This window comes from Acetobacterium wieringae (assembly GCF_023700225.1).
In the GTDB taxonomy this organism is placed as follows: Bacteria; Bacillota; Clostridia; order Eubacteriales; family Eubacteriaceae; genus Acetobacterium; species Acetobacterium wieringae.
Window position 1 is genome coordinate 3,139,151 of the sequence record NZ_CP097897.1, and the last position, 23,874, is coordinate 3,163,024.

At 38.6% G+C, this 23,874-nt stretch carries 27 protein-coding genes and 2 tRNA genes; 9 read left to right on the forward strand and 20 right to left on the reverse strand.

Translation table 11 applies throughout. From position 1 onward, the window contains the following. Positions 1 to 26: 26 nt before the first annotated feature. The 7 genes from CHL1_RS15325 to CHL1_RS15355 all read right to left on the reverse strand — a co-directional run bounded on the left by CHL1_RS15325 (position 27) and on the right by CHL1_RS15355 (position 4,963). Positions 27 to 188, reverse strand: a complete 162-nt coding sequence (locus CHL1_RS15325; protein WP_250933821.1) for a hypothetical protein — start codon at positions 186 to 188, stop codon at positions 27 to 29. Then, entirely contained in the window at positions 160 to 1,641 is a 1,482-nt protein-coding gene (locus CHL1_RS15330) for a DNA primase family protein (RefSeq protein ID WP_250933822.1), read from the reverse strand. The genes CHL1_RS15325 and CHL1_RS15330 overlap by 29 nt, the downstream gene beginning before the upstream one ends. A 59-nt stretch (positions 1,642 to 1,700) precedes the next feature. Beyond that, positions 1,701 to 2,108 (reverse strand): hypothetical protein, encoded by a 408-nt coding sequence (locus CHL1_RS15335; protein WP_250933824.1) that lies wholly within the window; start codon positions 2,106 to 2,108, stop codon positions 1,701 to 1,703. Continuing rightward, positions 2,095 to 2,541, reverse strand: coding sequence for a hypothetical protein (locus CHL1_RS15340; protein WP_250933826.1), 447 nt, complete (start codon positions 2,539 to 2,541; stop codon positions 2,095 to 2,097). The genes CHL1_RS15335 and CHL1_RS15340 overlap by 14 nt, the downstream gene beginning before the upstream one ends. A gap of 146 nt (positions 2,542 to 2,687) precedes the next feature. After that, complete coding sequence (locus CHL1_RS15345; protein ID WP_250933827.1) at positions 2,688 to 3,080, reverse strand: hypothetical protein; 393 nt, start codon at positions 3,078 to 3,080, stop codon at positions 2,688 to 2,690. Then, on the reverse strand, positions 3,077 to 3,565 hold the full coding sequence (locus CHL1_RS15350; RefSeq protein ID WP_250933829.1) for a hypothetical protein: 489 nt from the start codon (positions 3,563 to 3,565) through the stop codon (positions 3,077 to 3,079). Before CHL1_RS15350 ends, CHL1_RS15345 begins: the two co-directional genes overlap by 4 nt. Before the next feature lie 234 nt (positions 3,566 to 3,799). After that, positions 3,800 to 4,963 (reverse strand): hypothetical protein, encoded by a 1,164-nt coding sequence (locus CHL1_RS15355; RefSeq protein ID WP_250933838.1) that lies wholly within the window; start codon positions 4,961 to 4,963, stop codon positions 3,800 to 3,802. Between the two features lie 239 nt (positions 4,964 to 5,202). On the opposite strand from CHL1_RS15355, the gene CHL1_RS15360 reads away from it, so the two are divergent. From CHL1_RS15360 to CHL1_RS15375, 5 genes are all read left to right on the forward strand, one after another. After that, on the forward strand, positions 5,203 to 5,568 hold the full coding sequence (locus CHL1_RS15360; protein ID WP_250933840.1) for a hypothetical protein: 366 nt from the start codon (positions 5,203 to 5,205) through the stop codon (positions 5,566 to 5,568). A gap of 56 nt (positions 5,569 to 5,624) precedes the next feature. After that, the gene (locus CHL1_RS15365; protein ID WP_250933842.1) at positions 5,625 to 5,939 is read left to right on the forward strand and encodes a DUF960 family protein; all 315 of its coding nucleotides are present in this window, start codon (positions 5,625 to 5,627) and stop codon (positions 5,937 to 5,939) included. Between the two features lie 186 nt (positions 5,940 to 6,125). Next, the gene (locus tag CHL1_RS18360; protein WP_276520445.1) at positions 6,126 to 6,257 is read left to right on the forward strand and encodes a hypothetical protein; all 132 of its coding nucleotides are present in this window, start codon (positions 6,126 to 6,128) and stop codon (positions 6,255 to 6,257) included. A gap of 15 nt (positions 6,258 to 6,272) precedes the next feature. Then, positions 6,273 to 6,881: a DUF1643 domain-containing protein gene (locus tag CHL1_RS15370; protein ID WP_250933844.1), complete on the forward strand. Its 609-nt coding sequence runs from the start codon at positions 6,273 to 6,275 to the stop codon at positions 6,879 to 6,881. A 104-nt stretch (positions 6,882 to 6,985) separates the two neighbouring features. Further along, positions 6,986 to 7,444 (forward strand): JAB domain-containing protein, encoded by a 459-nt coding sequence (locus tag CHL1_RS15375; RefSeq protein ID WP_250933846.1) that lies wholly within the window; start codon positions 6,986 to 6,988, stop codon positions 7,442 to 7,444. Positions 7,445 to 7,523: 79 nt separating this feature from the next. Here the strand turns inward: CHL1_RS15375 and CHL1_RS15380 are convergent, their stop codons facing one another. Next, positions 7,524 to 7,703, reverse strand: a complete 180-nt coding sequence (locus tag CHL1_RS15380) for a toxin-antitoxin system HicB family antitoxin (protein WP_250933848.1) — start codon at positions 7,701 to 7,703, stop codon at positions 7,524 to 7,526. 248 nt (positions 7,704 to 7,951) lie between these two features. Here CHL1_RS15380 and CHL1_RS15385 point away from each other — a divergent pair, with 248 nt between their 5' ends. The 3 genes from CHL1_RS15385 to CHL1_RS15395 all read left to right on the forward strand — a co-directional run bounded on the left by CHL1_RS15385 (position 7,952) and on the right by CHL1_RS15395 (position 10,684). Next, entirely contained in the window at positions 7,952 to 8,191 is a 240-nt protein-coding gene (locus CHL1_RS15385) for a hypothetical protein (RefSeq protein ID WP_250933850.1), read from the forward strand. Between the two features lie 14 nt (positions 8,192 to 8,205). Continuing rightward, complete coding sequence (locus CHL1_RS15390) at positions 8,206 to 8,490, forward strand: hypothetical protein (RefSeq protein ID WP_250933852.1); 285 nt, start codon at positions 8,206 to 8,208, stop codon at positions 8,488 to 8,490. Positions 8,491 to 8,779: 289 nt separating this feature from the next. Beyond that, on the forward strand, positions 8,780 to 10,684 hold the full coding sequence (locus CHL1_RS15395; protein WP_250933854.1) for an Ig-like domain-containing protein: 1,905 nt from the start codon (positions 8,780 to 8,782) through the stop codon (positions 10,682 to 10,684). A 128-nt stretch (positions 10,685 to 10,812) separates the two neighbouring features. On the opposite strand, the gene CHL1_RS15400 is transcribed toward CHL1_RS15395, so the two are convergent. The 9 genes from CHL1_RS15400 to CHL1_RS15440 form a co-directional block, all read right to left on the reverse strand. Beyond that, positions 10,813 to 12,696 carry a Z1 domain-containing protein gene (locus CHL1_RS15400; protein ID WP_250933856.1) on the reverse strand — a complete coding sequence of 628 codons (1,884 nt, stop codon included), beginning with the start codon at positions 12,694 to 12,696 and terminating at the stop codon, positions 10,813 to 10,815. Beyond that, complete coding sequence (locus tag CHL1_RS15405; protein ID WP_250933858.1) at positions 12,693 to 13,748, reverse strand: restriction endonuclease PLD domain-containing protein; 1,056 nt, start codon at positions 13,746 to 13,748, stop codon at positions 12,693 to 12,695. The genes CHL1_RS15400 and CHL1_RS15405 overlap by 4 nt, the downstream gene beginning before the upstream one ends. A gap of 2 nt (positions 13,749 to 13,750) precedes the next feature. Further along, entirely contained in the window at positions 13,751 to 14,863 is a 1,113-nt protein-coding gene (locus tag CHL1_RS15410; RefSeq protein WP_250933860.1) for a DNA cytosine methyltransferase, read from the reverse strand. A 101-nt stretch (positions 14,864 to 14,964) separates the two neighbouring features. Further along, on the reverse strand, positions 14,965 to 15,393 hold the full coding sequence (locus CHL1_RS15415; RefSeq protein WP_250933862.1) for a very short patch repair endonuclease: 429 nt from the start codon (positions 15,391 to 15,393) through the stop codon (positions 14,965 to 14,967). Between the two features lie 295 nt (positions 15,394 to 15,688). Continuing rightward, positions 15,689 to 16,333 carry a hypothetical protein gene (locus tag CHL1_RS15420; RefSeq protein ID WP_250933871.1) on the reverse strand — a complete coding sequence of 215 codons (645 nt, stop codon included), beginning with the start codon at positions 16,331 to 16,333 and terminating at the stop codon, positions 15,689 to 15,691. A gap of 230 nt (positions 16,334 to 16,563) precedes the next feature. Then, positions 16,564 to 16,655: transfer RNA gene (locus CHL1_RS15425), tRNA-Ser, on the reverse strand. A gap of 45 nt (positions 16,656 to 16,700) precedes the next feature. Further along, a tRNA-Ser gene (locus tag CHL1_RS15430) sits at positions 16,701 to 16,789 on the reverse strand. Between the two features lie 82 nt (positions 16,790 to 16,871). Then, complete coding sequence (locus tag CHL1_RS15435; protein ID WP_070371017.1) at positions 16,872 to 17,933, reverse strand: branched-chain amino acid aminotransferase; 1,062 nt, start codon at positions 17,931 to 17,933, stop codon at positions 16,872 to 16,874. 246 nt (positions 17,934 to 18,179) lie between these two features. Then, entirely contained in the window at positions 18,180 to 19,256 is a 1,077-nt protein-coding gene (locus CHL1_RS15440; protein ID WP_070371016.1) for a 3D domain-containing protein, read from the reverse strand. A 311-nt stretch (positions 19,257 to 19,567) separates the two neighbouring features. Here CHL1_RS15440 and mutY point away from each other — a divergent pair, with 311 nt between their 5' ends. Next, positions 19,568 to 20,440 carry an A/G-specific adenine glycosylase gene (gene mutY / locus CHL1_RS15445; RefSeq protein WP_250933872.1) on the forward strand — a complete coding sequence of 291 codons (873 nt, stop codon included), beginning with the start codon at positions 19,568 to 19,570 and terminating at the stop codon, positions 20,438 to 20,440. Between the two features lie 239 nt (positions 20,441 to 20,679). On the opposite strand, the gene amrA is transcribed toward mutY, so the two are convergent. The 3 genes from amrA to CHL1_RS15460 form a co-directional block, all read right to left on the reverse strand. Further along, complete coding sequence (amrA, locus tag CHL1_RS15450; protein WP_228881708.1) at positions 20,680 to 22,113, reverse strand: AmmeMemoRadiSam system protein A; 1,434 nt, start codon at positions 22,111 to 22,113, stop codon at positions 20,680 to 20,682. A 27-nt stretch (positions 22,114 to 22,140) separates the two neighbouring features. Continuing rightward, the gene (gene eno, locus CHL1_RS15455) at positions 22,141 to 23,430 is read right to left on the reverse strand and encodes a phosphopyruvate hydratase (protein WP_070371013.1); all 1,290 of its coding nucleotides are present in this window, start codon (positions 23,428 to 23,430) and stop codon (positions 22,141 to 22,143) included. Between the two features lie 177 nt (positions 23,431 to 23,607). Continuing rightward, positions 23,608 to 23,802, reverse strand: a complete 195-nt coding sequence (locus tag CHL1_RS15460) for a DUF6440 family protein (RefSeq protein WP_070371012.1) — start codon at positions 23,800 to 23,802, stop codon at positions 23,608 to 23,610. Positions 23,803 to 23,874: the final 72 nt, after the last annotated feature.

Sequence of the window (23,874 nt, forward strand, 5' to 3'; positions counted from 1 at the left end):
CCCTTTATTTCATTAGCCAGTGCTGATTATTCTGCTTCGTTTAAAATACAATCCAGTAATTTGACCAGTTCACAATAGAACCGATTGTCATCAGTATTGCAGTTTTCTTCAATTTTTTCGTTAAGAATATTAACATTTCTGTCTTTAATTGATTTTCGATCAAGGGTGTAGTATGTTAAGAACGACATTGCTTCCATCTCCTCCCGTCTCAGTTTTAAAATCATTTTTTTCCTTGAAACCGGACAAATAACGAACCCCATTACTTTTGGGTAGTGAGTATGCAATTTTTTTATTCTTCCATTCCGTTTTTAAAGTTCTCCAGAAAGTCTGTACATTGACCGGCTCTTTTCCTTCCACCTTTGACCAGTGTTTATACTGATCATACAAATCAGTTTTTAGTATGCGATTTCCTTCGCAGAATTCATATGTCTCTGTGAAAAATTGCCAGGCCGGTTTTTGTGCCATCTCATATTTCAGCGTTTCCTTTTCAACCGCTTCGCAATAACTGAATTTATAATCATTAGCTTCCAGATTTTTCAACGCTTCCAGTGCCAAATTCAGGATTCCCGGTAATTCACTTTCGAGTTTTTCTTGCATGTTAATATCAATGTCGGCCCCTTCAAATTTGGCATTGAAAGGAATAACCATGACGCGTCTCCAGAATCCATAGGATAAATCGGCAACCTCCGGCAAATTGTTTAACACCTGTACCAGCTTGATTGGAAATCTCATTTGAAGTGCAGCTTTGTATTTTCTCTGGACATCAAAAACATCACCAGTCACAAACTTCTTTAAATTTTCAGTGTTTAATTTGCCTTGAAACTCATTTTCAGCTGCTATATTTACATATTTTCCAATCAATCCTTCCAATACAAACTTATTGCCCGTTGATGACAGATCCGTCAAACTGATTGCAGCAACATTATGAGCTCCAACCAGACTGGTCAGGCAATTAACAAGGACCGATTTTCCATTGGAACCGCCTCCCAAAAAGAAGAACATTTTTTCCGCTTTAATAATTTTCGTCAAGCAGTACCCGATTATTTCCAGAATAACTTTGACCAGTTCCAGATCGTAACAACAAATATCCTTGAGAAATTTTATAAAGAACGGCGCCTCTGCTTTCGGATCATAAACGGCATCGACCTGACCCAGGCATAAATACTTCGGATCATGCGGTATGAGTTTTCCCGTCTTCAAATCATAAATTCCATTTTTCAAATTGATAACCTCATCTGTATCAAAGGCGATTACCATCTCATTCATTATTCGTTTGTACGCATCAATCACCTTTCGTTCATTAACACTTGACCAGAAGCAATAACCACATTGGGTCATCAGATACATGCAGATCTTGCCAAGAATCAGATCCGTTGCAGGCTTATAATAACCATGCTTCTTCAGATACAACACAATGTCTCCCGTTTCCAAAAGCTTTGCGGTTATGCATTTCTTTAGGTATTCCGCAAATTTGGTCGGGATTACCGTAAAGCATAATTTTTCGTCTTTTTCTTCTGTTTCAACACCAATTTTCTTAAATTTTGCAGTCAGATTTAATCCATGCATCTGATTGCATAACATCTGACTTTCGTCAATAAAATCCAGTGGGTTAAATTCATATTCTACTTCTGCTTGTTTCATCTTTTTCTCCTCGTTTCTTTTTTTCCCGGAATAGCTTCACACTATCCCGGGTTATCTGCTTATGCACTTACAATAATTTCTTCATCAAATTCAGGGATATAGTTTGTTACTCGGGAAATTTCCCAGCCACTTGTTTCTTTTTGGCTCTCTACCGTAATCCTGCCGATGGTTCCTACCATCTCATCTAGCCTAATATGTTTATCTCTGGCAAAAGAACGAAGGCCATCAAGAAAGTTTGGCTCATCAGATTGAAACCATTGTTCCAACGGAATCATCTGATAATTGATAACGGGATGGTCATGCTTAAGAAAAATACTGAACTCAGCAAGCACGTCATGAATGCAGCCATCTACTTCGACGAAAACCATATTGTTAAATTCACCATAATACTTGCCATCCGGAATTCTTTGATCTTCTGACTTCTGTACAACCTCATCCAGGTCACTGGTTCTTTTAATTAGTTTCATCGTTATTTCCCGCCTGTTCTCTGTAGAATAAACTCAATTCCTTGACCCATTCTTCCTTATCCATCGGTATGAAATTGACAATATTTGAGAACGCTGCGCCTTTTGCATCATTTTCAATTGTTACGATACCTGTTTGTCCGATCATCTCATTAAAAGCATAGCCTGAATGAGCATTCTTATTCATTCCAAAATTATAGAAAAATCGATCGAACATACTCTCAGGATTACCGGACATATAAAACATCTGCGACTTTAATTCTACTCGATCTTGCAAGTAAATTTTATAAATCAGCCAAATTTTTGTTGTTTCGTCATGGCGGGGATTTACAAAAATGTCCGTTAGGATTGCCAGAAAATGACCGTTTGGCAGATTTCCTTTATTTAAACCAAAGTAATGATAGTTGATTTCTTTTGCCATTTTTATTATTTTCATTTGTTTTCACCTCATTTATTTTTTTTGCTGGTTTGATGACAGGCCTTATTGATTCAACAATGAAAAAGACCGACTTTAATTGTCTTTTTGTTCGTCTCACTGCTGTTATCAGCGCAGCCTGTCATCAGCCAGCCCTATGACAGAATTTATCGCATAGTAGTTGTTACAAAATCTGAAATTATTAGCGCCAATTCACCCTCAACCTTTTCTGTCATCAGGGTAATTTTTCCTTTCATCCCGATCATATCCGAAGCATAAATAGGGTCAAAACCGAAACTCAGGCTCAGTTCTGCCATGAATTGCTGGTATTCCGTCCCAACTTCATTCGACACTAACAATGGCTTTATTATTTCCAAGCCGATATCGTCCAGCTTAAACTTGATCAGCATTTCGTGTTTTTCGAAAGTTCTAAACTTATAGCGTCGTATTTCGATGCTTTCAATTTTGCCGTCAAATTCCTTGCTGTGACTTTTGGTGCTGTAAATGTATCGGATGAATTCATCCATTGTTACTATTTCGTTGTTATTATTTTTTTTCATCTGCTTATCTCCTGTTTCAATACTTCCAGTTGCTGCTGATCCGGTGTGAATGCCAGAATTTCCATCTTTTCTCGGCCATCGACAACCTTAGTTTCTAAGGTCAAAATCCCCTCTAGCAACACCAGTTTGTCAAGGTCGATTTCAGTTGTCCCCAAATACTTGACTATCGGCTCCATAAAAGCATCGTATTCTTTACCTGGAAACGAGAAAAATTTTGTGATCTCAAAATCAAGCCCCGCTGAAACTTCGAATTCTAACTCGACCTGTTCCTGCTCAAATGTCAGTCCACAGCATTTTTCTTTACGGACACGTACAATGCTGGCTTCATAATCCCCGTCTTCGCATGGTTCGAAACAGCTGTACGCTAAGAATTTATTGGGTTCGATTAATGAATACGCCGAATTGGCTGATACATTATGACCGGCTTCCATATATGTTGCCGGCACGATTTTATTCAGATTAATTTTTTCTTTGTTTTTGGTCATGTTATTTTCTCCTGACTGGTCATGGCTGCAGTCCACACCGCCTGAATTACGCGTTTTCCAAAAGCTTTATTTGATATGACCATTTTATATGATCGACACTCTAATGTCATCGGAAGCACTTCCTTTGAAAATAAAGAAAAAATTTCCGTTGACTTATTCTGATATTTATGATTTTTTTGCAAAAAAAACAGCCGATTTCACGACTGATTTTTTCCCTGATAAATCTCTTCCAATTTATATGATTTTCATGCTTTGCCTTAGTAAGTTTTTTGATTCCTGATCAGCTGCTTTCTTAACGTTCTCCAACACATTTACAATTTCGTCAGTTGCTCTCGAATATGCCGACTCATCTTTTTTCAATTCTAATCGCTGCTTATAAAATTTATCACTTGAACTTTTCCCTAAAACTTCATGGATATTTTTAAATGGCTCTTCAGTAAAATCTAAAAGAAATACTATTGCTATTTTATCATCGGAGCGAACATCTAAATGACAAACTATTTCATTTATTTTATCCATACTATTCTTATATACAACTTCCGAATAAATTCTTAACATTCTGTCTGCCATGATCAACAACTCACGAACTTTTCTGTCTTCATCTCTTTTTTCGTTTACAATATCCAAATATATTCTTTTGAAATCTTCGATCTCATTTTTCACAATTTTCGCATCCAAATTTATTTCCTGTGGTTCTTTATTGATTTCCTTTCCTTCAACTTTCCGTTTTTCGATAAGATAATGGCCTTTTTCAAAAATAATCTTATAATTAAATTTCGGGATTTCCTTCATATTCCTTTCATTTTTTTCGGTGGTAAGATTAAAAAAATATTTTAAATTTTCTACCACCCTAAATATAAAATAATTATATTCTTCTCCTTTTATAATTTTCGAATGAAGCAAAAATTTTTGTATTGTTTCGTTAGCATTATCTGGAGATACTGCAATCATCTGAGTTGGACTTAATGATCCATATTTTTTAAGATCAGCAATTGCTGCAAAGGTCGCTGCAACAATTACAGGAATCTGCTTTGATTTTTCATAATAAATTAATGGCGATTTTAAAATTTCCAATACCTTACGTACATCTTTTCTTGCTTTGTCTTTGAATTTCTCATAGCGCACACGAGCTTCTTCTTCCGTTTCTAGTTTTTTCTTATATTTTACTTGCTGAGCACCTTCATTTGAATCACCAAATTCATCATTAAAACCCAAATCTTCCCAAACTTTACCAAAGTAATAATTCCCCTCATATTTATCTTCATCCTTTAATTTCTCGTATTCCGTTTCGGTTAAGGGAATTTTATTCTTATTATAAATTTGCCACACCTGTTCGAAAATAATCCCTTTATCAATCAGTGTATTATATAAAATTTGGTCGACATTTTTATAATGCATGTCATCACCTCCATTTTCTTATTAATTTGATTATAACCAGCGAATTAAACAGCTTCAATAAAAATATATTATTTCTTTAATGTAGATAAATTAAAAAACGAAAGTGCTAATTTTTCACTAAAACGCTTAAAAGGGCAGATGGGGCGGAGGTTTTACAAAAATTCTTAAATTATTATCTGTGATCCTTTTGTGCGTTACGACGTTTCTCTACATTAATATAGCTAAAAAGGAGGCATTTTATGTACCAGTTAATCAATGCGGTAGATCACTTGAACGAAGCCTGTGTTCCATTTTGTTCACTACCCAACGAAGTCCAAATTTTTATCAATAACGTTCTGGCTGTACTTGACGAAAATTATCATTCAACACGAGACCCGATAAAGGATCTTGGGGGATATGTGATTGGTATCGAAACCACAGATGACTTAAACCGTGTCACACAAATGACAGGCATCAGTTTCGACACCGATGTTTGTGAACTTGTGGATTTTATCAACGGCTATTATTGCTGTCTGGTTCTTCTCGGCAGTGACTATGGTTTGTATTTTATCATCCCTGAACACCTCGCCCCTGCAAATATCAGAGATCAGCAAAATCAAACCTGAGTTAACCTGTTGTCGGACTTTACAATCCCTATCCCAAATATTCAGGAGGTTTACCCATGCCATTTAACAATCCATGTTACATGACCCGGGGATTTCAAGCTGAAATTCCGATTGAAACGCAGCAGATGATTTTCACCTTAATGAACAAAGCCAAGCAGACCTTGCCAGCGATGGATTATCTCCAGGTTTTTAAGCTGGCCAAGGTTTCTTCAAATGGTTCATATCTCCAGCGCCTAACCCACACCCAGGAGATCCCGCCTTTTGAGGAAACTGTTTTTCTTGTATTACCTGAAGATCAAATCATCACAACTAAGATTTTTGTCATCGATGATGGTGATCATCATACATTTTTACTGGCATCCGAGTATTAAATTTGATTCAAATCTAAAAGGAGGATTTTCCTATGTGGTATATTGTTGGATTTTTCGGCACCTTAAGCATTGTTGTCGGCATTGATCAGTACATGCGCACGAGAACGGCTTAACGGTGCATATTATTTAAAACAGGATTTCGGGTTGCCTTGATTAACCCCAATCATTCAATAGAGGAGTTTTGTGATGTTTATGTTTGCAACAACGATCGCTGCTTTTAGTGCAGCTGAATTTTTTGAAGGAGCAATGGCAGCCATTGCTTTGTATGTGGCTACTAAGCCAGCTGTCCGGTCTCCTAAAAGACCGACTAAAAAATAACTGGAGGAAAATAAATTGAAATCAGAAAAAATTGTTATCAAAGCGGAATCGCTGTTTTCTGATGATGGTGATCATCGCTATACGCTCAGGAAAGAATGGGACAAGTCTTTGCCGACTGCAACCGTCATTTCCATTTCACCAAGCGGACTTTCCAATGTATCAGCTGATTTAACTACCCAGCTGATTACCAATAACATTGAAGCGTTGGGATTTGGTTCATTTGAATTATTAAATCTCTATTCCAAGGTTGGGGTGGATGTGAAGAAAATTAAAGATCCTGTTGGATTGTGGGATGAAACAACGGATGCCTGCATTAAAGCCAGCTGTGACAAAACGTTTAAGGACGAAGGCGGAAAGATCATCTTTGCCTGGGGGAAACTGACTGAAAACAATAAGAAGCATGCTGAGCGTGAAAAACAGGTACTCGCTCTGTTATCCATCTATTTCGACAAGGTATACTGCATTAAGGATTATGGAATCCGGCACTTTCTCCACCCCTTAACCCCGAGTGTTCGAAATGAATGGGTTCTGGAATCCTGGAAGGATTACCGCGGATATAAATCAGCAGAACTAAAAGCCATTGATGAACGGGAGAAGCAAAAACTGATGACTAACCCTGTATAAACCGTTTCGACTCTGTTATTCTTCACCAATCAAAAATTAAGCCATAATCTCAAACGTCTGCGAGATTATGGCTTTTTATGATTCAAAATGAAAGGACTATTCTTATGTTAAAAGAAACACCCGCTAAACGGGTTAATATCGTGTCCCTGAAAATGGTTAAAGAAGGGCATATCCTGTATGACGTGCGAAAACTGTCATCACCTTCGGACGCTGCCGGACTGGGCCGTAAGTTCCTTGATGAGGCAGATCGGGAGCAGGTCATTGTTTGCTGTCTGGATAATAAGAACCAGCCCGTATCCGTTAATATTGTCAGCATGGGAACAGTGAACAGCTCCCTGGTTCATCCCAGGGAAGTTTTCAAAACGGCCGTTCTTTCCAATGCTGCCAGTATTATTCTTTTCCACAACCATCCATCGGGTGATCCTGAACCTTCTCAGGAAGATATCAATATCACTGAACGAATTAAAGAAGCTGGGAAAATCCTCGGTATTGAGCTTCTGGATCACATTATTATTGGTTCAGAGAACCAGTTTATCAGTTTTAAAGAAAAAAATATGATCTGACTTATTTCACAAAAATAATCGGAACAAAATTAACAAAAGGACAATTTCTGTCTAGGAGGTTCTTATATACTATGATTATTCACTCTGATTGTATTTGTGGCTCTTCGGCCAAGTCATTTAAGGCATATTCACAGCACTGGACAATCAATTGATTCAGGGATATATCTTTCTGACTGGCAATGGTTTCCAATCGTTTAAGCAATTCTTCGGGCAAACGTATCGTTTTATTGACGGTTACCGGTTTTTTAACGACAAACATTCTGGCAACCTCCTTTATTTCTTTTGAGAACATTGTACGTTTAAATTGCCTTTGCTGATATACGTCATATTTGCATTATTTTTTGCACTTTATTTTTAGTTGCATTTTGCATTTCGCTGCTATATAATGTCGTTATATTGCTTTTTATCTTCAACTTCATTCGCAACTTGAACAACCGTTAATAAAAATCCAAAATCTATGGAGCCGCTTTTTAGCTCTATGATTAATAAATTTTTAGGAGAAAAAACATGACCTTAACTAAAAGCCACTATTGTTTACTTTTTGGTTTTATGGTTCTGCTGTTCCAACTGATTCATGACTGGTTTACTAATTTTGGAGACTGGGGATTTATTACAACACTTGTGTTTTCAGCTTCTTCCATCGCTGTCGGCATTCTTGCCTTTAAAGCGCTTTCAGAAAATGCCAATGATTACAAATCAGCTCTTGGTCTAGCCATGGTTTTGGCTGCAATCATTACACATATTTAGAAAGGAGACGATAAATGGAAAATTTAATTCTAAAATATTTCGGTTCTTTTTCACTTGGTTACGGTGTTATCGCATTATTACTGCGATTTCTATTATTTTTTGATATCGGCAGTCGTTCCCCGATTTATATGATCCTGTATGTCTTATATCTAACTGCCTTAATTCTATGTCTCTCCAATGGAAAAAATGAGTGGTCGGCAAATAACCAAACACTTCAAACAAAAATCGGCCTTGGAATTGGAGTTGTTCTGGGGATTTACCAGATCATTAAATTCTTGTTGGTGCTAATCATGCCTTGATTGACAACTTTTTTATAATTGCAATTTTAGTTTAAATATCACTTTTAATATTCTGATCTTTAATTCAATAAATTAATTGCCTTAAATTAATATTTGCATTTTTTAAATTCACCGCTATATAATTAGTTGTAGTGAATTTATTTCTTCTCAATAATCATTTAACTGCTCTTTACAAGTTAAATGATCAACATTTTAAAAGATGTGTTTTTGAAATCGTTTCCTTTTATGGCTTAGTTTCAAAAATATCATCTATTAATATATATATTAAAAACACAGAGAGAGGTTTAAAATGAAAAGAAAATTAAAAAATAGTATCACGATCTTATTTTGTCTGATTCTTTTTTCTGCTTTGTTTACAACGTCAGCGCTGGCTGAAAACAAAACAGATACAAATTCAATTTCATCAGTTGAAAACAACATCGATGTTAAAACAACTAGTGTCAATGTTGAATATACTTCTGATTTCAAAGACGGATTTAAAGTGAATTCTCTGACCGCTGAACGCTCTGGCGATTATATTGTTTTTACTGTAAATTATGAAAGCTTAGACGATGGTGGTTTTGCCTTCTTTGACTCGCCAAGTGGGGCTACCATCATGAAAATTGATAATAGCGGTATCAAATCTGGTACAAATACTTCCGAACTTGATTTGACTTCAGATGAATTTGCAAAAGTATTATCTGTTGATACCATTTCAATGAATTTCAAATGTAATGGCATCTCCAGTTATATCAGCTTTAAAACCGAACAGCTTCAATCCCTTTCAAATACCAGTTTTAATGGCAATGTCGATTTTTCCAGCCAGTATCAAGAAGGTTTCAAAGCCAGCTCACTTACTGCTAAACGTACTGGCGATAACATTGCTTTCACAGTAAGTTATGAGAGTCCCAAAAATGGTGGCTTGAGCTTGTTTGATCCACCCAATGGAAGCACCGTATCAAAGATGAATGAATCTGGAATTAAAGTCGGATCAAATTCTGCTACTTTAGAGTTATCACTAGCCGATTTTAAGAAGGCTTTAACTTGCGATAACCTCACTATTTCTTTCTGGTCTGATAATACTTCTCTGGGTTGGATTAACTTTAAGACCGCTCAGCTTCAATCTCTTTTAAACGCTGATCCTGACAGTGAAAAAATATCTCCAACAAACATCGCTTTAAACAAAACCACGTCCAGTATAGCTGTAAATGGAAGTGAAAAGCTCACGGCCACACTCAGTCCGTCCAATGTCACTGAAACTACTATCACCTGGAGTTCCAGTGATCCAACCATTGCAACCGTTGACTCAAATGGAAATGTTACTGGCATTAAAGCCGGAACTGCGACCATTACCGCAACAACCGTCAACAGTCTTTCAGCAACATGTCAAATAACGGTTACTGCCAATACAACTGAAAAAAGCATCTCTTATCAAACCCATGTTGAAAATGTTGGCTGGCAGGATTGGAAAATCAATGGAAATATGAGTGGCACTTCTGGCCAATCTTTACGTTTAGAAGGAATCAAGATCAAGTTAAACAATTACGAAAACCTTGGTGTTACGTATCAAACCCATATCCAGAATATCGGATGGGAAGCGGATACAAACAGAGGTTGGAAGAGTAGCGGAGAAATGAGTGGAACCCAGGGACTTTCCTATCGTTTGGAAGCCATTCAGATTAAACTAACCGGTTCCAATTCAGATAATTATGATATTTATTATCACGTTCATGCTCAAAACGTCGGTTGGATGGGTTGGGCTAAAAACGGAGAAAGCGCAGGTACCGCCGGTTATGGTTATCGGCTGGAAGGAATTGAAATCAAAGTTGTCCCCAAAGGCGATTCTGCTCCGAGTAACAATGTAACTTATGCAAATCCGTTCAAAGAAAATACAAATGATAAATTAATAAATTCAATTGTCGGACAATGGACAGATGGGAAAAATCATATCTATTTCCAAGCTGTCGATAAATCCTCTCTAAGTGGTAAATTCCAATTTAAAGACATACGCGATGGTGTGACAGGAAAATATAAAATATTAAGTGTCAATGACAATGTTATAAACATTCTTCTTTATGATCAAATAAACGGTGGCATAACCATTACTAATACAAATTTTTCAATCGATACTGGAACACAAGGAGATGGCATTATGAATTTCTGGGGTAAAACTTGGACTTATGTCAGCGATTCTCCAATATTTAGCGGGCAGTAATCAAATTGATCTGAGCATGACACTTATCAAATCTCCAGAGAAAGTTTGTAATTGTCGAATTTCCCGTTTAATAAACAAACAGCTGTTGCAAATTAACCATTGCAACAGCTCTCTCCTTTTCTTGAATATTAGCCAACATCATTTAACTGATAATACACCATCCCATCCGGAAATTTAATATTTGGTATCCATAGTTTCTTCCCGTCCCATCCTTTTTTGCCTGTTACTTTGTAAAGAGTTAAAACAATTTGGTCATTAAACTGTTTTCCAAGTTGCCTGTCATTTGGAGACAATAATGTTCCTGTATCTTTAGAAATATTTCGATCTCTACGCACCATTATTATTCCCTGGGCAAGCGGATTTTCTGCAATATATGCCTTAATGAAGGAAATAAAAGCAGTATTGGACCAATCATCATTCTCTGAAACAGTCTGTTCTAAGATTTTTATCATCATGTTTAAATTGATTGAATTGTATTCATCATTGAATGGTTCAAGCATGCTGTCTAACTCAAAAATAGAAATGTTCGATGGCGCTATCGGAAAATAATTCACACCTCCGGAAATCAAAGCAACACTCTTTTTTGAGATTACATTTGCCCTCGTTGGTTTAAGACCTATTGGATAATACATTTTAACTGATTCAAGGCTATGATATTTTTCAATTTGTGCTATTAGAATATTATTGGTTTCATTGATATTAGCGAATAGTTTCGCAATCATTTTGGGCATGAAGACTCTTACTAATCCCTGATCTCGATCATACCCAAACATGCGGGAGTGCTGCCACATTGTATCAGCTTGGGGATTTTTTGCCACACGACAATAGTATATTGTCTGCAGTTTTGGAAAAGTAATTCCCCTTCCCAAGCTGTTTCCCCCAATTATGATGTTTATTCCTTCACTGTATTGCGTATTTTCTTTATAAGAGCTTTTAGAATTAATCAGCAAAATATTAACTTTATCAGTTTCCAGTTTTTCTTTGACCAACCGATGAATTTCTTTAAAGTCACTCAAATCATTTTTTGTTTGCTTTAAATGATTATAGTTATTCTTCAAAGATTCGATTGCTAACGGGTTGTTGATGTTAATACTTAATTCATTGAGATAATCCCCAATTTTTTCGGCAAATTTTACGTGTAAGTCTGTCTTCATACTAGGATGAACTAGAAAATTACAAACATCTCCGCCTTTTAGCAGTATGTCTGCCGAAGATATCAAATGCATTATCAAGGCGTTTTTTAATCCATTTTCCGGATTCTCATCATCTTCAAGAAAGTTATCCGCTTCATCATTATCCGTAATAATTAAATGATCATTTTTCTCTCTAAAAAAGAAATCCCCTCCGATATAATTTCTTCCTGGTTTAAAATAGTAAATATATTGGGGTTTCCAACCGCTTATTGTTGTTTGAAGCAAAATCGATTGGGGGGTTGCCGTTACCTGCATATAAATACTGCAAGATGTGGTTCTTTTTATTTCATCAAGATTTTTGTTGATTGTGCTTTGTCTTTTTTTATTGACTAGTGTATTTAAACTTGCAGCATCAGCCTCATCATCCATAATAAACAATGGATTTCCTATACAAAATTGTGTGGATGCGAAATTATTCTTCCATTTTTTTAATACATTGCCATTTTTTTTCAATACAATGAGCGTTGGCTTTCGCAAATTATTATTACTAAATTTTATATAATCATCCTCATCACAAATACAAAAATTTAAAAGCTCGGCTTTTGCTCTCTCAAAAGTTTGTTGTTGAAGAAGTACATTGTCTGTAGTCAATAAAAGAAAAATACCAAAACCTTCATCAGCAGCTGCACTTATTACGCCAAACATATGACTTGTTTTTCCACTTTGAACATTTCCAACCAATAACGAGACACTATGTTCGCGGTAATTAAACTTTTTTAATGTGTTACTTGAAACCGCATCGGTTGTGTCTTTTATGGCCAGAGCTAAGTCAATATTCGCAGTCCTTACTCGATTTAGATACTCTTCTAAATAAATCATCTGTCTACACCAAAATCAAGAAACCAGAGTCCATTTTCTTTTGTTTTTGTTAAAGAAAAATTGTCTCTTCCATATTTTTTGAAGACTTCTGGCGTTACCAATTCACCTACTTTAAGTGCTCCGGCATTTTCAAGACGCCCTTTAATCCATTTTCCTAAAATTTTCAGATCATCCGCCGATCTAAAATTTTTGCTGAAATCTCCGCTGACTTTGCATTTAAATCTCCAACCGTCATCAGTCACTACGTCAAATTCTGCGGAATCTGTTTTACTTTTCGGATATTCAGATTTACATGTCAATTCTTTTGGAACAATTAGCTCAACTTCATACCAATGGCGTGGCTTAATTAATCCATTTCGCGCTTCGCGGCCTTTGCCGAAAAAAACATTCAAATTTGACCGAAGCGTACTCTTTAATGGTATCGTAAAAGTTATTGAAGTCAAATTATTTTTGATACTCTCTATTCCTGCTGGCGGAACTCCAAAGACATTCTCGTGATTTTCCAATAATGGATTTTTTTTCTCTTTGAAATCACAAATATCTAAACAATCAATTTCTTCTGTTGCTTCCTTATCTAATTCATTAATAAAATGAATTAATTCGCAAACATCTTGCTGATCTTTAAATAAAACTGAGGCTTCGTAAACTCTACTACTGTTCCCAATAATACTGCTTAAATTATTAGATCCAATAACGCCTGCGTAAGGAATTCCGTTTCTTTCATAAGCATAAAGTTTTCCATGAAACCTAAATGGAGTTACTAATTTCACAGAACCTCGACTAGAATTTTTTAAAAAAGAATTTAGTTCCATTGCTGAATGGTATTCCTGTTCAGTAAACTTATCTAAAAAGTGCATACCAATGATCAACCTTAGTCGTGATAATTTATCATTCATTTCAACCGTCTTTTTAAGTTCAGCTAGTGAATCGGCAGTTACGTAACCCACCGCGATATCTAAAGCGTCCGATTCAGAGAGCAATAAATAAAATTCGTCACTAAAAGAATGCTTCGTTGTCTTCAGAGGGGGAAAATTAGAATATAAAAAATCCATATTTACTCCATTTCATCATTTACTGCTTTTAATCTTTCTTTTACTGTCATTTTATGATATCGTTCAAATTCTTTAACTAAATCTATTTTATCATACTCCCCCGTAAAGAGAGGAAACAAACGTTTTGCAAGAGCATGTACCCCTTTGGGCGGGACTGCATTCCCTATCTGTCTTCTCGCCTCTGTATTTGAGCCTTCAAACACGAAATTATCTGGAAATGTCTGCAGTCGGGCTCTTTCTCGATTTGTCAAAGCTCTAGGCTCTGGATAATGATAACCCCAAGTCCCGCCACCGCCGGCTGCGATAATTGTTTTGGCCGGTTCATCTCTCTTAATTCTTCGATACACATGACTAATCATTCCTTTAACATAGTAAGGACTGTCTTTTGGAATATCCGTGAAATTTCCACCTTCTGGAATCAGCTCCAACATCTTCGTTGTCTTTTCCTTCTGATTGATTTGTTGATTGTTGTGCGGTACTAACTCGGCACCAGCTATAGCTTCTCCCGCCGTTACATAAGGTAATTTCCCGTTTGGACCATGAGTTGGTTTCGGGTGGACAAAATTAAAACCAGTATCAACACGAATCCCAACAATTAAAACTCTCTCTCTAAACTGGGGAACGCCATAATCAGCAAAATTATATAAATGAGGTTTAATTAAATAGCCAGGGGCTATATTTTCAAAATCACTTATTATAGTTTCGATTGCCTTACTTTTATTTGCAGTCAAAAGGCCTTTTACATTTTCAGCTACAAAAGCTTTCGGTCTTTTAGCCGCTACGAATTCAAGAAAATTCTTATACAATCCTCCACGCTCTCCACTTAATCCTGGCTGTTTCCAAATTATTGAAAAATCCTGGCACGGGAAACCGCCTAATACCAAATCACAATCAGGAATCGATTTATCGGTATAAGGATCAATTTTTGTTATATCTCCATGAACAATTACATTACCCAAATTTCTACGGAAAGTTTCCACTGCCCATTCAGAAAAATCATTAGCCCATACAGTTTGATATCCACAATCGTGAAATCCTAAGTCCAAACCACCACAGCCTGAAAATGTTGAAACTATTGTTGGACTATACTTTTTTTCATTTTTTTCCTTACTCACAAATACTCCACTTCCCTGCATTATTTTAATATTTTATCTTAATTGTTATCAGCAATTCACTAAATCTAGGCCCCAATATTTTGATCAGTTATTATATCATATCACATAAATTTATCTCTTAATGACAGAAATTCAACTAGCTTATTCAGTGTTTCACTCTGCTTTTCTTTCTTCAATTCGCATTCCCAAATAATATACACATTCCATCCTTGCTCTTGAAGCAACTCTATGTTCTTTTTATCTCTTTCACTGTTTCTTCTTAATTTCTCTTCCCAGTATTCAATGTTTGACAATGGTATTTTTGCGTATTTGCAATTTTCATGCATATGCCAGAAACAGCCATTTATAAAAATGATAGTATTATATTTTTTCATTACAATATCTGGTTTTCCAGGCAGATTTTTTTGATTTAAACGATATCTATATCCTTTTGAAAACAAGTATTTTCTAACAATCATTTCAGGTTTAGTATCTTTCGAATGAATTTTTGACATATTAAGACTTCGGTCTTCTTTACTTTTTGTATCCATATTCTATCCAGCTTTATAATTCTAAAATTTCACACTTCAAATAACAAGACTCTTTAACTTTTGTCCCTATTTGAGTATTTAGGACTTGCTCTTCTTTGCAAGGATAACCATTCTACCTTTTACAAGCTCTGTCCTTCCTAGATCAATGTATTAGTAATTATAGCGACTATCCCCTGAAACAAGTTCCAAATTGGTACTAAATACCTCCAGAAAAGTTGTTATTTTTCTGACCAAAATAATTGCTACATTAATAATGACAATGTTTGAACCAAATTTGAAGTTTTAGACTAAACCGCTATATGGATTTAATTGCTTGAACCGTGGCATTTTTAATAAGGTATGCGACCTGATATTCATTTATTTCAAGACGATCAAATAAATCGTGATATTCAAAATAAAGAAATATATGAACATCTTCTTTAGGAAAAATATTAAAAAAAACTGACCACATAATTTCAGTTTTAGAAAGAATATCTATTTCTCTTGTTTCGGGGGAATAATATGTCTTTACAGCGCATTTATTCGTGTTTATTTTTACTTTACTCAACTTAAATCCCTTAGCGATATTTTCAGTGGAATTCTTTAATTCAAAATCTAATCTAAAATAATTACGTATTTCCTCCCCTGCAGGCAAGACATCTTCAATTTTTGAGTATAAATCAGATTTTTGCATAGCTCTGATAACATCAGATTGATGATATAATTCTACTGTTGGATTTCTAAACTCGATTACCGGCTTGAATTTCATCTCTTCAATTAAAAGAAGTCTTTCATTTACTTTGCCAAATTGCTTATTTTGATAAAAAGCCAACAGTCCTAAACCCAATGTTGCAAATACTGGGAGCAATTCTACATAAATCTTCAAATATTCTATATTAAAAATTATTGCAAAAATGATTTTTATAAATAACCACTGATGAAATCCTAAAATTCCAAACATATTCTCCTCCCTTCTAGAATTTTCAAACTATTTCTTTCCTTTCAAACATGACGACAAAAAAATTATTCTTTTCCTAAATTAAATTAGTTCAATTTCTCACCTTATTCATTGATACCTAACCTTAATTGTATCAAAAATTCTTAATAATGATAGCTTTTTATTTAGAAAAAAAAACCTGCTACTTACGTAACAGGTTCTATCTAACATCAATCTTGATGCGTAGTTCATGGTGGCGGAGAAGGTGGGATTTGAACCCACGCACCGCGTTAACGGCCTATACCCTTAGCAGGGGCACCTCTTATAGCCACTTGAGTACTTCTCCAAAGGTAATAATGCAAATGTGATTATTTACTTTTCAAGCATTTGATGGCCGAGAGGGTGGGATTCGAACCCACGTGGGCTTGCACCCTAACGGTTTTCAAGACCGCCCCGTTATGACCACTTCGGTACCTCTCGTAATTCAAAATGCAAGACTAATATTACCAGTGAAAACGCCTATTGTCAAGTGTTTTAACAAACTTTTTTAAATTTTTAATTTTTATAATTTAACAATCCAGTTCAGCGGATCTTCCTTGTTGCCGGTTTGGACATCATAGAGGGTATCATATATTTTTTGCGAGTATTCGCCGATTTTACCGTCGTTAAAGGTCATCTCCACATCTTTCCACCCTAATGTGCCAATCGGCGCAATAACGGCCGCTGTGCCGGTGGCAAAGGCTTCGGTGATTTTTCCCTGCTGATAGGCCTGATATAATTCGTCGATGGTGATCCGACGTTCTTCCACGGTTTCGCCCCAGTGCTTTAATAGTTCGATCACACTTTTTCGGGTAATGCCGTTTAAGATCGTTCCCTCCAGTGACGGGGTAACAAAAACGCCATCGATTAAAAAGAAGACATTACTGGTGCCCACTTCTTCGATGTACTGTCTTTTTTCGCCATCCAGCCAGAGAATCTGTTCAAAACCCATTTCATGAACTTTCTGCTGAGCCGCCAGACCACCAGCGTAATTACCACCGCATTTGGCTTCACCGGTACCACCACGAACCGTTCGGGCAAATTCTGACTCCACATAAATGCGACTGGGAACCATCCCACCTTTATAATAAGATCCCACTGGCGACATGATAATCATAAATTTGTAGCGTTTGGAAACCCGCACCCCGATAAACGGATCGGTGGCAAAAACAAATGGCCGGATATAAAGCGATGTTCCCGGGGATTTAGGAATCCAGCTTTCATCCATCTTAACCAAGGCTTTTAAGGCTTCCAGCAAAAAATTCTCATCGATTTGCGGAATACACATCCGGGCATTGGAGCGGTTCATTCGTTTGAAGTTTTCATCTGGTCGGAACAGCTGAATCTCACCAGCTGGCGTTTTATATGCTTTTAAGCCTTCAAAAACTTCCTGGGCATAGTGAAGCACCATGGCTGAAGGCATGATCTCAATGGGGCCGTAGGGCTTAATGACGGCATCATGCCAGCCAATCCCTTCAGTATAGTCCATCTCAAACATATAGTCCGTAAATTCGACACCGAAGATCAACGAGTCCTCTTCTGGTTTTTCCTTGGGGTTTGCTGTTTTAACAATTTTAATTTCCATGTCTTCCTCCGAGTTCCATAGCAAAACAACACGCTATTTCGTATATAGGAGTAGTATAACAAGCATTGTATACAAAGTACAAGTGTATTTTTTTAGAATAATGTTTTTTCTGAGTACAAAAACGATACCTCTATTTTTTCCCAACATCACCTTTTTCGGTCCGCCATTTTACATTTGCCTCCAAACCACCATTGCTCCGCTAAAAATCGGCAAACAAAAAGACGATGAAAATCATCGTCTTTTTTACTACTCAACAAAGTATATTTCAATGTTTTGTCGGCCCCAGGCTTCGCATTCAGCTTCGCTATCCATATAAATATCGATAATCCCATAGCCGACTGCGCCACCCCGATCTTCAACGGTATAAATACCGCCAAGCGCCGGGATGTAAACTTTGGTTCCGAAAGGAATTCCTCCCCAAGTGGCAATCGTTCGGCCTGACTGTGGCACAGTTCCCGAAGCAGTGTTATTGCCAGTGGCGGTGTAAGCAGTGGCACTGACCACCATACTCCCTTTAAAACCACTTTCCTGATTTATGCTTGTACTGCCGTCACCGGTAGCACTTTTTTCGACATTGACATTCCCAATAACCGAAGATACTTCTACCGCCTCCGGCATTGTTATGGTTGTCGAGGGACCCACTTCAATAATTTCTTCCACCGCTGGCATAATGACTTCACAGGTAATCACTTCCCGACTGACTTCGACACCATTTTCGTAGCGGATCTTTTCTTTCTTGTTGGCTTTGCCGTTTTGTCCAACCTGAACAACAATTCGGGTGCCCATCGGCAACTCAGGATTTTCTCTGATGGTGGCCTTCATCGGCACATCTTTAATGCCAGTTGATTCCACGTAGGATATCCGGGTTACTTTGATTGTTCCGGTTTTCTCAGTTAATGGGGTATTTAATCCCGGTTCAACCTTGTCATCCTCATCCGGCTTGACCCCGTTCTCTTCAAGAACATCACCAACAGTGGCGCCGCCTGACAAGTAGGCAATGGTTTTTCCATCAACTTGGATATTTCCGGAAATCTTCTTTTCAATTGTTACATCAATGACATCTTTAAACAAGGTTGTCAACGGCACGCTATATTTATATTCGTCACTGACCGGAAGTTCATTGGCAATCAGAACTTCTTCCAGGGATTCGAGTAGTTTTCCATTGGCAGTGTATACCTTGCCTTCGAAGTTGACCGAAACTTCTTTTTCAACGGTAAAAGCACTGGAAACACCCACGACCAGAAGCAGAATCAAAGCAATGATTCCGATCTTGACGCCGGGATATTTCTTGAGAAAACCACCGGTTTCTCTCTCTCTATTCATAAATAAAACCTTTCATTTTGTCAAAATTGCATAAATAAAAGTTACACGTTTGTTACAGCAAGTTTACCATCCTACCCATTTTATGTCAAGTTTTTTGTGGCGTTTACGGGTCTAAATGGTGACCCCATCCCAATTACAAACCGTGTTTTCGCCCATTCTAATGCCATAATGGGGGATGGGGTAAATTCTTGTCCTGGCCTTTCGGGGCTGTTTGACACCGGACAAGATAGTTTTTAGGAAACTGTTCTATACTACATCTTGTGCCTTATTTTATACTTTGAAATGAATGAACTTTAACGAACGGAGACCAAATGCTCGATATCAAAATAAATCAGCAGCAAATTGAAATGTTACAGACCGATCTACTTAAATGGTTTCAAAAAGCGAAGCGGGATCTGCCCTTTCGCCAAACCCGGAACCCCTATTATATCTGGATCTCGGAAATTATGGCGCAGCAAACCCAGATTGATACATTAATACCCTATTATAACCGATTTATAGCAACGTTCCCCACTGTTTTTTCCCTGGCGCAAGCCTCGGTCGATGAGGTCATTAAGACCTGGGAGGGGTTGGGTTATTATTCCCGGGCCCGCAACCTCCATCAGGCGGCCCAGATTATTGTCTCTGACTATGAGGGTAACATGCCCGAAACCTTTGCCAAACTGCTTAAGCTCCCGGGCATTGGCCCTTATACCGGTGGTGCCATCGCCAGCATTGCCTTTAATGAGAAGGTTAGTGCCGTGGACGGCAATGTTCTCCGAGTAATCAGCCGTTATGGCAACAGCTTTGATGATATTGGTGATGCCAAAACGAAAAAGCGGATGACTGCCTTTATTGAAGGCATTCTACCGGATGCCGCCGGCGATTTTAATGAAGCACTGATGGAGCTGGGCGCCGTGATCTGCACTCCCCAAAGTCCCAAATGCCTGATCTGCCCGATCCGCAGTGGCTGTCAGAGTCATGCCGCCGGAACCACCGAACAGCTTCCGGTCAAAAAGAAAAAAACGAAGCAGCTCACTAAAAAAATGGAAGTTGGCATCGTCAAACAAAACAGTTGCCTATTTTTTGTGCGCCGGCCAGATTCTGGTCTGTTATCCGGTCTGTGGTCCTTTCCGATTACCGAAACCGTGGCTGGTCATGGCCAGGACATCAAAAAAAGCTCGCAGAAAATTTCCACGAGCTAAATGAACCTATCTTTATCGGCACCAACCGCCATGTTTTTTCCCATATTGTCTGGGAGATGTCCATCTATGGTTTTGATTTGGACAATGCAATCCGGGAACCAGTGTCAACTTCCCACCTCGTCTCCAACCAGGCGCACACACGCACAGACTATCAGTTTAAGGCGCTGTCCGAGATCGATGACCTGGCCTTACCGGTTGCCTTTTCAAAACTTTTAGATCAATTGACCAATTTTTAATGCTTACTGATGCCGGATCACTTGAAAGCGCTGCAAAATCACATCGCTGTCACTTTCAGCGATACCGGCTTTTCGTTTGGCAATGGCAATCTGTTCTTCCGGCGTGTTGACCCCTTCCAGATCAGGCAGCAGCAAACCCCGGTGGAGATCCTTCTCAACAATAACCCCATACTTTTTGGCATCCAGTTCAGCCAAACTGTTTACCACTTCGGGCACACCCAGGACATCCACCTTGATTTCCAGCTCCATCAGTTCCTGCTCTTCCACCGGCATAAACCGGGGATCATAGGTGCATGCCTCAATGGCATTGCGGATAATTTCCTGAGCGATACTTTCGGTCACCGGACCGGTGGTGCCGATGCAGCCCCGCAGTTCACCATGCTTATGCAGCGAGACAAAAACCCCGGCCTGATTGTTTTCCAGTTCACCCAGAACATCGGCTTCGATTTCAACCTGACTTTTGTAATGATCAAAATTCAGCTTCCGGCCCCGTTGTACCCAGGTATTGATGGTCGCCCTGGCCAATGCTACCAGGGGGCTTTCGTTTAAACGCCGTTCTTTATAGGAAAGCACTTTATCTTCTTCATAACGACTAAGCAGACTGGGGATTTTTTTATCGGTCAAATCGATAAAGGCCGACATATAACCAACCCCAAAAGGTCCTTCATAAGAAAAGACCGTGGCTTCGGTATCCAGACCATCAGTGGCGCCCAATCCCATCACGATCGGTTTTAACCCGCATTGACCGGCTGGTTCATAGACCTGGTGGGGAACGGTTAGAATCGAGTAGTAATTCTTGGTTTTGATGCCATTAACAATATTTTCATCAAACAACGGCCCCATCGGATTAAAGGCATATGGCCCCTCATCTTTAAGACAGTGCGAAAGATCAGCCGAAACCAGAATCATCGCTTCTTTGCCCCGGGCTTCGATGGCTTCTCTTATTACTGTCCCCATTTTATAAAGCTCAATCAAACTCAGATCACCAATGGTTACATGGACAATCTTATAGCTTCGATAGTATTTTTCGATAAAATAAAGTGGTATCAACACCCCATGATCAAGCTCCAGACCAATTTTATACTCTTTGGCAATTTTATGATTCAAAAAAATGGTGTGGCAGTTATTTTTGGCAAAACCCACATTCAGCTCATCCAGTAGCCCCATATCGCAGTCTTTTGTCAGGCTGATCTCCGGATATCCAAAATTTCGCAAATCACCACTGATCTGATTTTCATAAACCACTGCTGCGCCATCGCGAAATACATTGCCGTGGGGCGTAATACAAACAATCACCTCCGGTTTAATTTCGGCCACCTTCAGCGCCAGATCCCGTAATCCCCGGATCGTTTTTTGTGCTTCATTTTCTCGGCCTTGCCCAACCTCCGGGATCAACACCGGCGGATGACAGGCAATACCCAATCCTTTTAAATACATTGTTTCACTTCCTTATTTGTGTTTTCTTTATTTGATATTATAAAACGCATCTTTCCCAGCGTAGTCACCCAGCAGACCCAGCTGTTCTTCAATCCGCATCAGCTGATTATATTTGGCCACCCGGTCAGTTCGGGATGGTGCCCCGGTTTTAATCTGTCCGGCATTGACGGCCACCACCAGGTCGGCAATGGTAACATCCTCGGTTTCACCGGAGCGATGGGAAACCACCACGGTATAACCGGCCCGTTTAGCCATTTCAATGGTATCCAGGGTTTCCGTCAGGGTGCCGATCTGATTAACCTTAACCAGAATTGAATTGGCCACCCCAGTGTCAATGCCCCGTTTAAGCCGCCCGGTATTGGTGACAAAAATATCGTCCCCAACCAGCTGCACCTTTTTTCCCAGCCGCTCGGTCATGATTTTCCAGCCATCCCAGTCCTCTTCGTCCAGACCGTCCTCAATTGAAATAATCGGATACTTGTCAATTAACATTTCATAAAACGCAATCATTTCCTCGGCAGTTTTTTCAACCCCTTCACCAGCCAAAAAATATTTTTTGGTTTCTTCATTATACATTTCCGAAGCTGCTACGTCCATCGCCAGTTGGACATCTTCACCCGGAAGATAGCCAGCGCCTTCAATGGCCTCTACAATCAACTGCAGCGCTTCTTCATTGGATTTGAGATTCGGGGCAAAACCGCCTTCATCGCCCACTGAGGTGGCCATCCCTTTTTCGCCAAGCACTTTTTTGAGCTGATGAAAGATTTCTGAGCCCATCCGCACCGCTTCCCGAAAGTCCCGGGCACCCACCGGCATAATCAGAAACTCCTGAATATCAACATTGTTGTCGGCATGTTCCCCGCCGTTTAAAATGTTCATCATCGGGGTCGGCAGCAGTTTGGCATTAACGCCACCCAGATATTTATAAAAGGGCAACCCTAATGATTTGGCCGCCGCATGGGCCGTAGCCATGGAAATCCCCAAAATCGCATTGGCACCCAGCTTACTTTTGTTTTCAGTGCCATCCAGAGAAATCAGCACTCCATCAACGGCTATCTGATCGGAAGCATCCATGCCCACCAGAAACTCCTGGGCATAAGCCACGCTGTCGACCGCCTTTAATACCCCTTTACCCTGATAGCGACTGCAATCTTTGTCCCGTAGTTCCACCGCTTCAAAGGCCCCGGTGGAGGCCCCTGATGGGACAATGCTGCGGCCCATGGTGCCATCTTCCAGTATCACATCCACTTCAATGGTTGGGTTTCCCCGGGAATCCAGTATTTCTCTGGCAAAAATATCTTCAATATAAGTATTCATTTTTTCCTCCATTTTTTTATTCTGGTCTCTGCCAAACACTTCGGTGCTAAATTCTTGGGTTCAATTTTTTATATCCTTTTTTGTTTATACACCTATTTTATGGAAATAAACTTTTACCGGAAATAAAATGCATACAAAAACCCTGAAAAAGAAAATCTCTTTCAGGGTCTGGGTATTTTATTTTTCAGGGGCAACTAAAGGTTCACCTTCTTCATCAATCAGTACCGTGAGTCCGCCGCCAAATTCATCAAAATGATATAAGTAATTAATTCCTGTTTCGGTATCTTCAATGATCTTACACCCGGAACTCTCGCCAGTGGGTTCGTTGAGAACGATTTTGAATCGGTTTTTCTTTTGTTTTTTTGTTTTCATTTTTTTCTCCTCTTAAATCAAGGTGGCCGAATTCATTATACCCAATTCCGGATAAAAAATCAATTTTTCTGG

Excerpts from the sequence above, each read along its gene's own strand:
- CHL1_RS15365 (WP_250933842.1), top strand. The coding sequence starts at position 5,625 with ATGCCATTTAACAATCCATGTTACATGACCCGGGGATTTCAAGCTGAA.
- CHL1_RS15375 (WP_250933846.1), top strand. The coding sequence starts at position 6,986 with ATGTTAAAAGAAACACCCGCTAAACGGGTTAATATCGTGTCCCTGAAA.
- CHL1_RS15350 (WP_250933829.1), bottom strand. The coding sequence starts at position 3,565 with ATGACCAAAAACAAAGAAAAAATTAATCTGAATAAAATCGTGCCGGCA.
- CHL1_RS18360 (WP_276520445.1), top strand. The coding sequence starts at position 6,126 with ATGTTTATGTTTGCAACAACGATCGCTGCTTTTAGTGCAGCTGAATTT.
- CHL1_RS15360 (WP_250933840.1), top strand. The coding sequence starts at position 5,203 with ATGTACCAGTTAATCAATGCGGTAGATCACTTGAACGAAGCCTGTGTT.
- CHL1_RS15405 (WP_250933858.1), bottom strand. The coding sequence starts at position 13,748 with ATGGATTTTTTATATTCTAATTTTCCCCCTCTGAAGACAACGAAGCAT.
- CHL1_RS15335 (WP_250933824.1), bottom strand. The coding sequence starts at position 2,108 with ATGAAACTAATTAAAAGAACCAGTGACCTGGATGAGGTTGTACAGAAG.
- CHL1_RS15355 (WP_250933838.1), bottom strand. The coding sequence starts at position 4,963 with ATGCATTATAAAAATGTCGACCAAATTTTATATAATACACTGATTGAT.
- CHL1_RS15340 (WP_250933826.1), bottom strand. The coding sequence starts at position 2,541 with ATGAAAATAATAAAAATGGCAAAAGAAATCAACTATCATTACTTTGGT.
- CHL1_RS15440 (WP_070371016.1), bottom strand. The coding sequence starts at position 19,256 with ATGAATAGAGAGAGAGAAACCGGTGGTTTTCTCAAGAAATATCCCGGC.
- CHL1_RS15420 (WP_250933871.1), bottom strand. The coding sequence starts at position 16,333 with ATGTTTGGAATTTTAGGATTTCATCAGTGGTTATTTATAAAAATCATT.
- CHL1_RS15325 (WP_250933821.1), bottom strand. The coding sequence starts at position 188 with ATGTCGTTCTTAACATACTACACCCTTGATCGAAAATCAATTAAAGAC.
- CHL1_RS15385 (WP_250933850.1), top strand. The coding sequence starts at position 7,952 with ATGACCTTAACTAAAAGCCACTATTGTTTACTTTTTGGTTTTATGGTT.
- CHL1_RS15395 (WP_250933854.1), top strand. The coding sequence starts at position 8,780 with ATGAAAAGAAAATTAAAAAATAGTATCACGATCTTATTTTGTCTGATT.
- CHL1_RS15415 (WP_250933862.1), bottom strand. The coding sequence starts at position 15,393 with ATGGATACAAAAAGTAAAGAAGACCGAAGTCTTAATATGTCAAAAATT.
- CHL1_RS15400 (WP_250933856.1), bottom strand. The coding sequence starts at position 12,696 with ATGATTTATTTAGAAGAGTATCTAAATCGAGTAAGGACTGCGAATATT.
- CHL1_RS15390 (WP_250933852.1), top strand. The coding sequence starts at position 8,206 with ATGGAAAATTTAATTCTAAAATATTTCGGTTCTTTTTCACTTGGTTAC.
- CHL1_RS15435 (WP_070371017.1), bottom strand. The coding sequence starts at position 17,933 with ATGGAAATTAAAATTGTTAAAACAGCAAACCCCAAGGAAAAACCAGAA.
- amrA (WP_228881708.1), bottom strand. The coding sequence starts at position 22,113 with ATGTATTTAAAAGGATTGGGTATTGCCTGTCATCCGCCGGTGTTGATC.
- CHL1_RS15330 (WP_250933822.1), bottom strand. The coding sequence starts at position 1,641 with ATGAAACAAGCAGAAGTAGAATATGAATTTAACCCACTGGATTTTATT.
- CHL1_RS15460 (WP_070371012.1), bottom strand. The coding sequence starts at position 23,802 with ATGAAAACAAAAAAACAAAAGAAAAACCGATTCAAAATCGTTCTCAAC.
- eno (WP_070371013.1), bottom strand. The coding sequence starts at position 23,430 with ATGAATACTTATATTGAAGATATTTTTGCCAGAGAAATACTGGATTCC.
- CHL1_RS15345 (WP_250933827.1), bottom strand. The coding sequence starts at position 3,080 with ATGAAAAAAAATAATAACAACGAAATAGTAACAATGGATGAATTCATC.
- mutY (WP_250933872.1), top strand. The coding sequence starts at position 19,568 with ATGCTCGATATCAAAATAAATCAGCAGCAAATTGAAATGTTACAGACC.
- CHL1_RS15380 (WP_250933848.1), bottom strand. The coding sequence starts at position 7,703 with ATGTTTGTCGTTAAAAAACCGGTAACCGTCAATAAAACGATACGTTTG.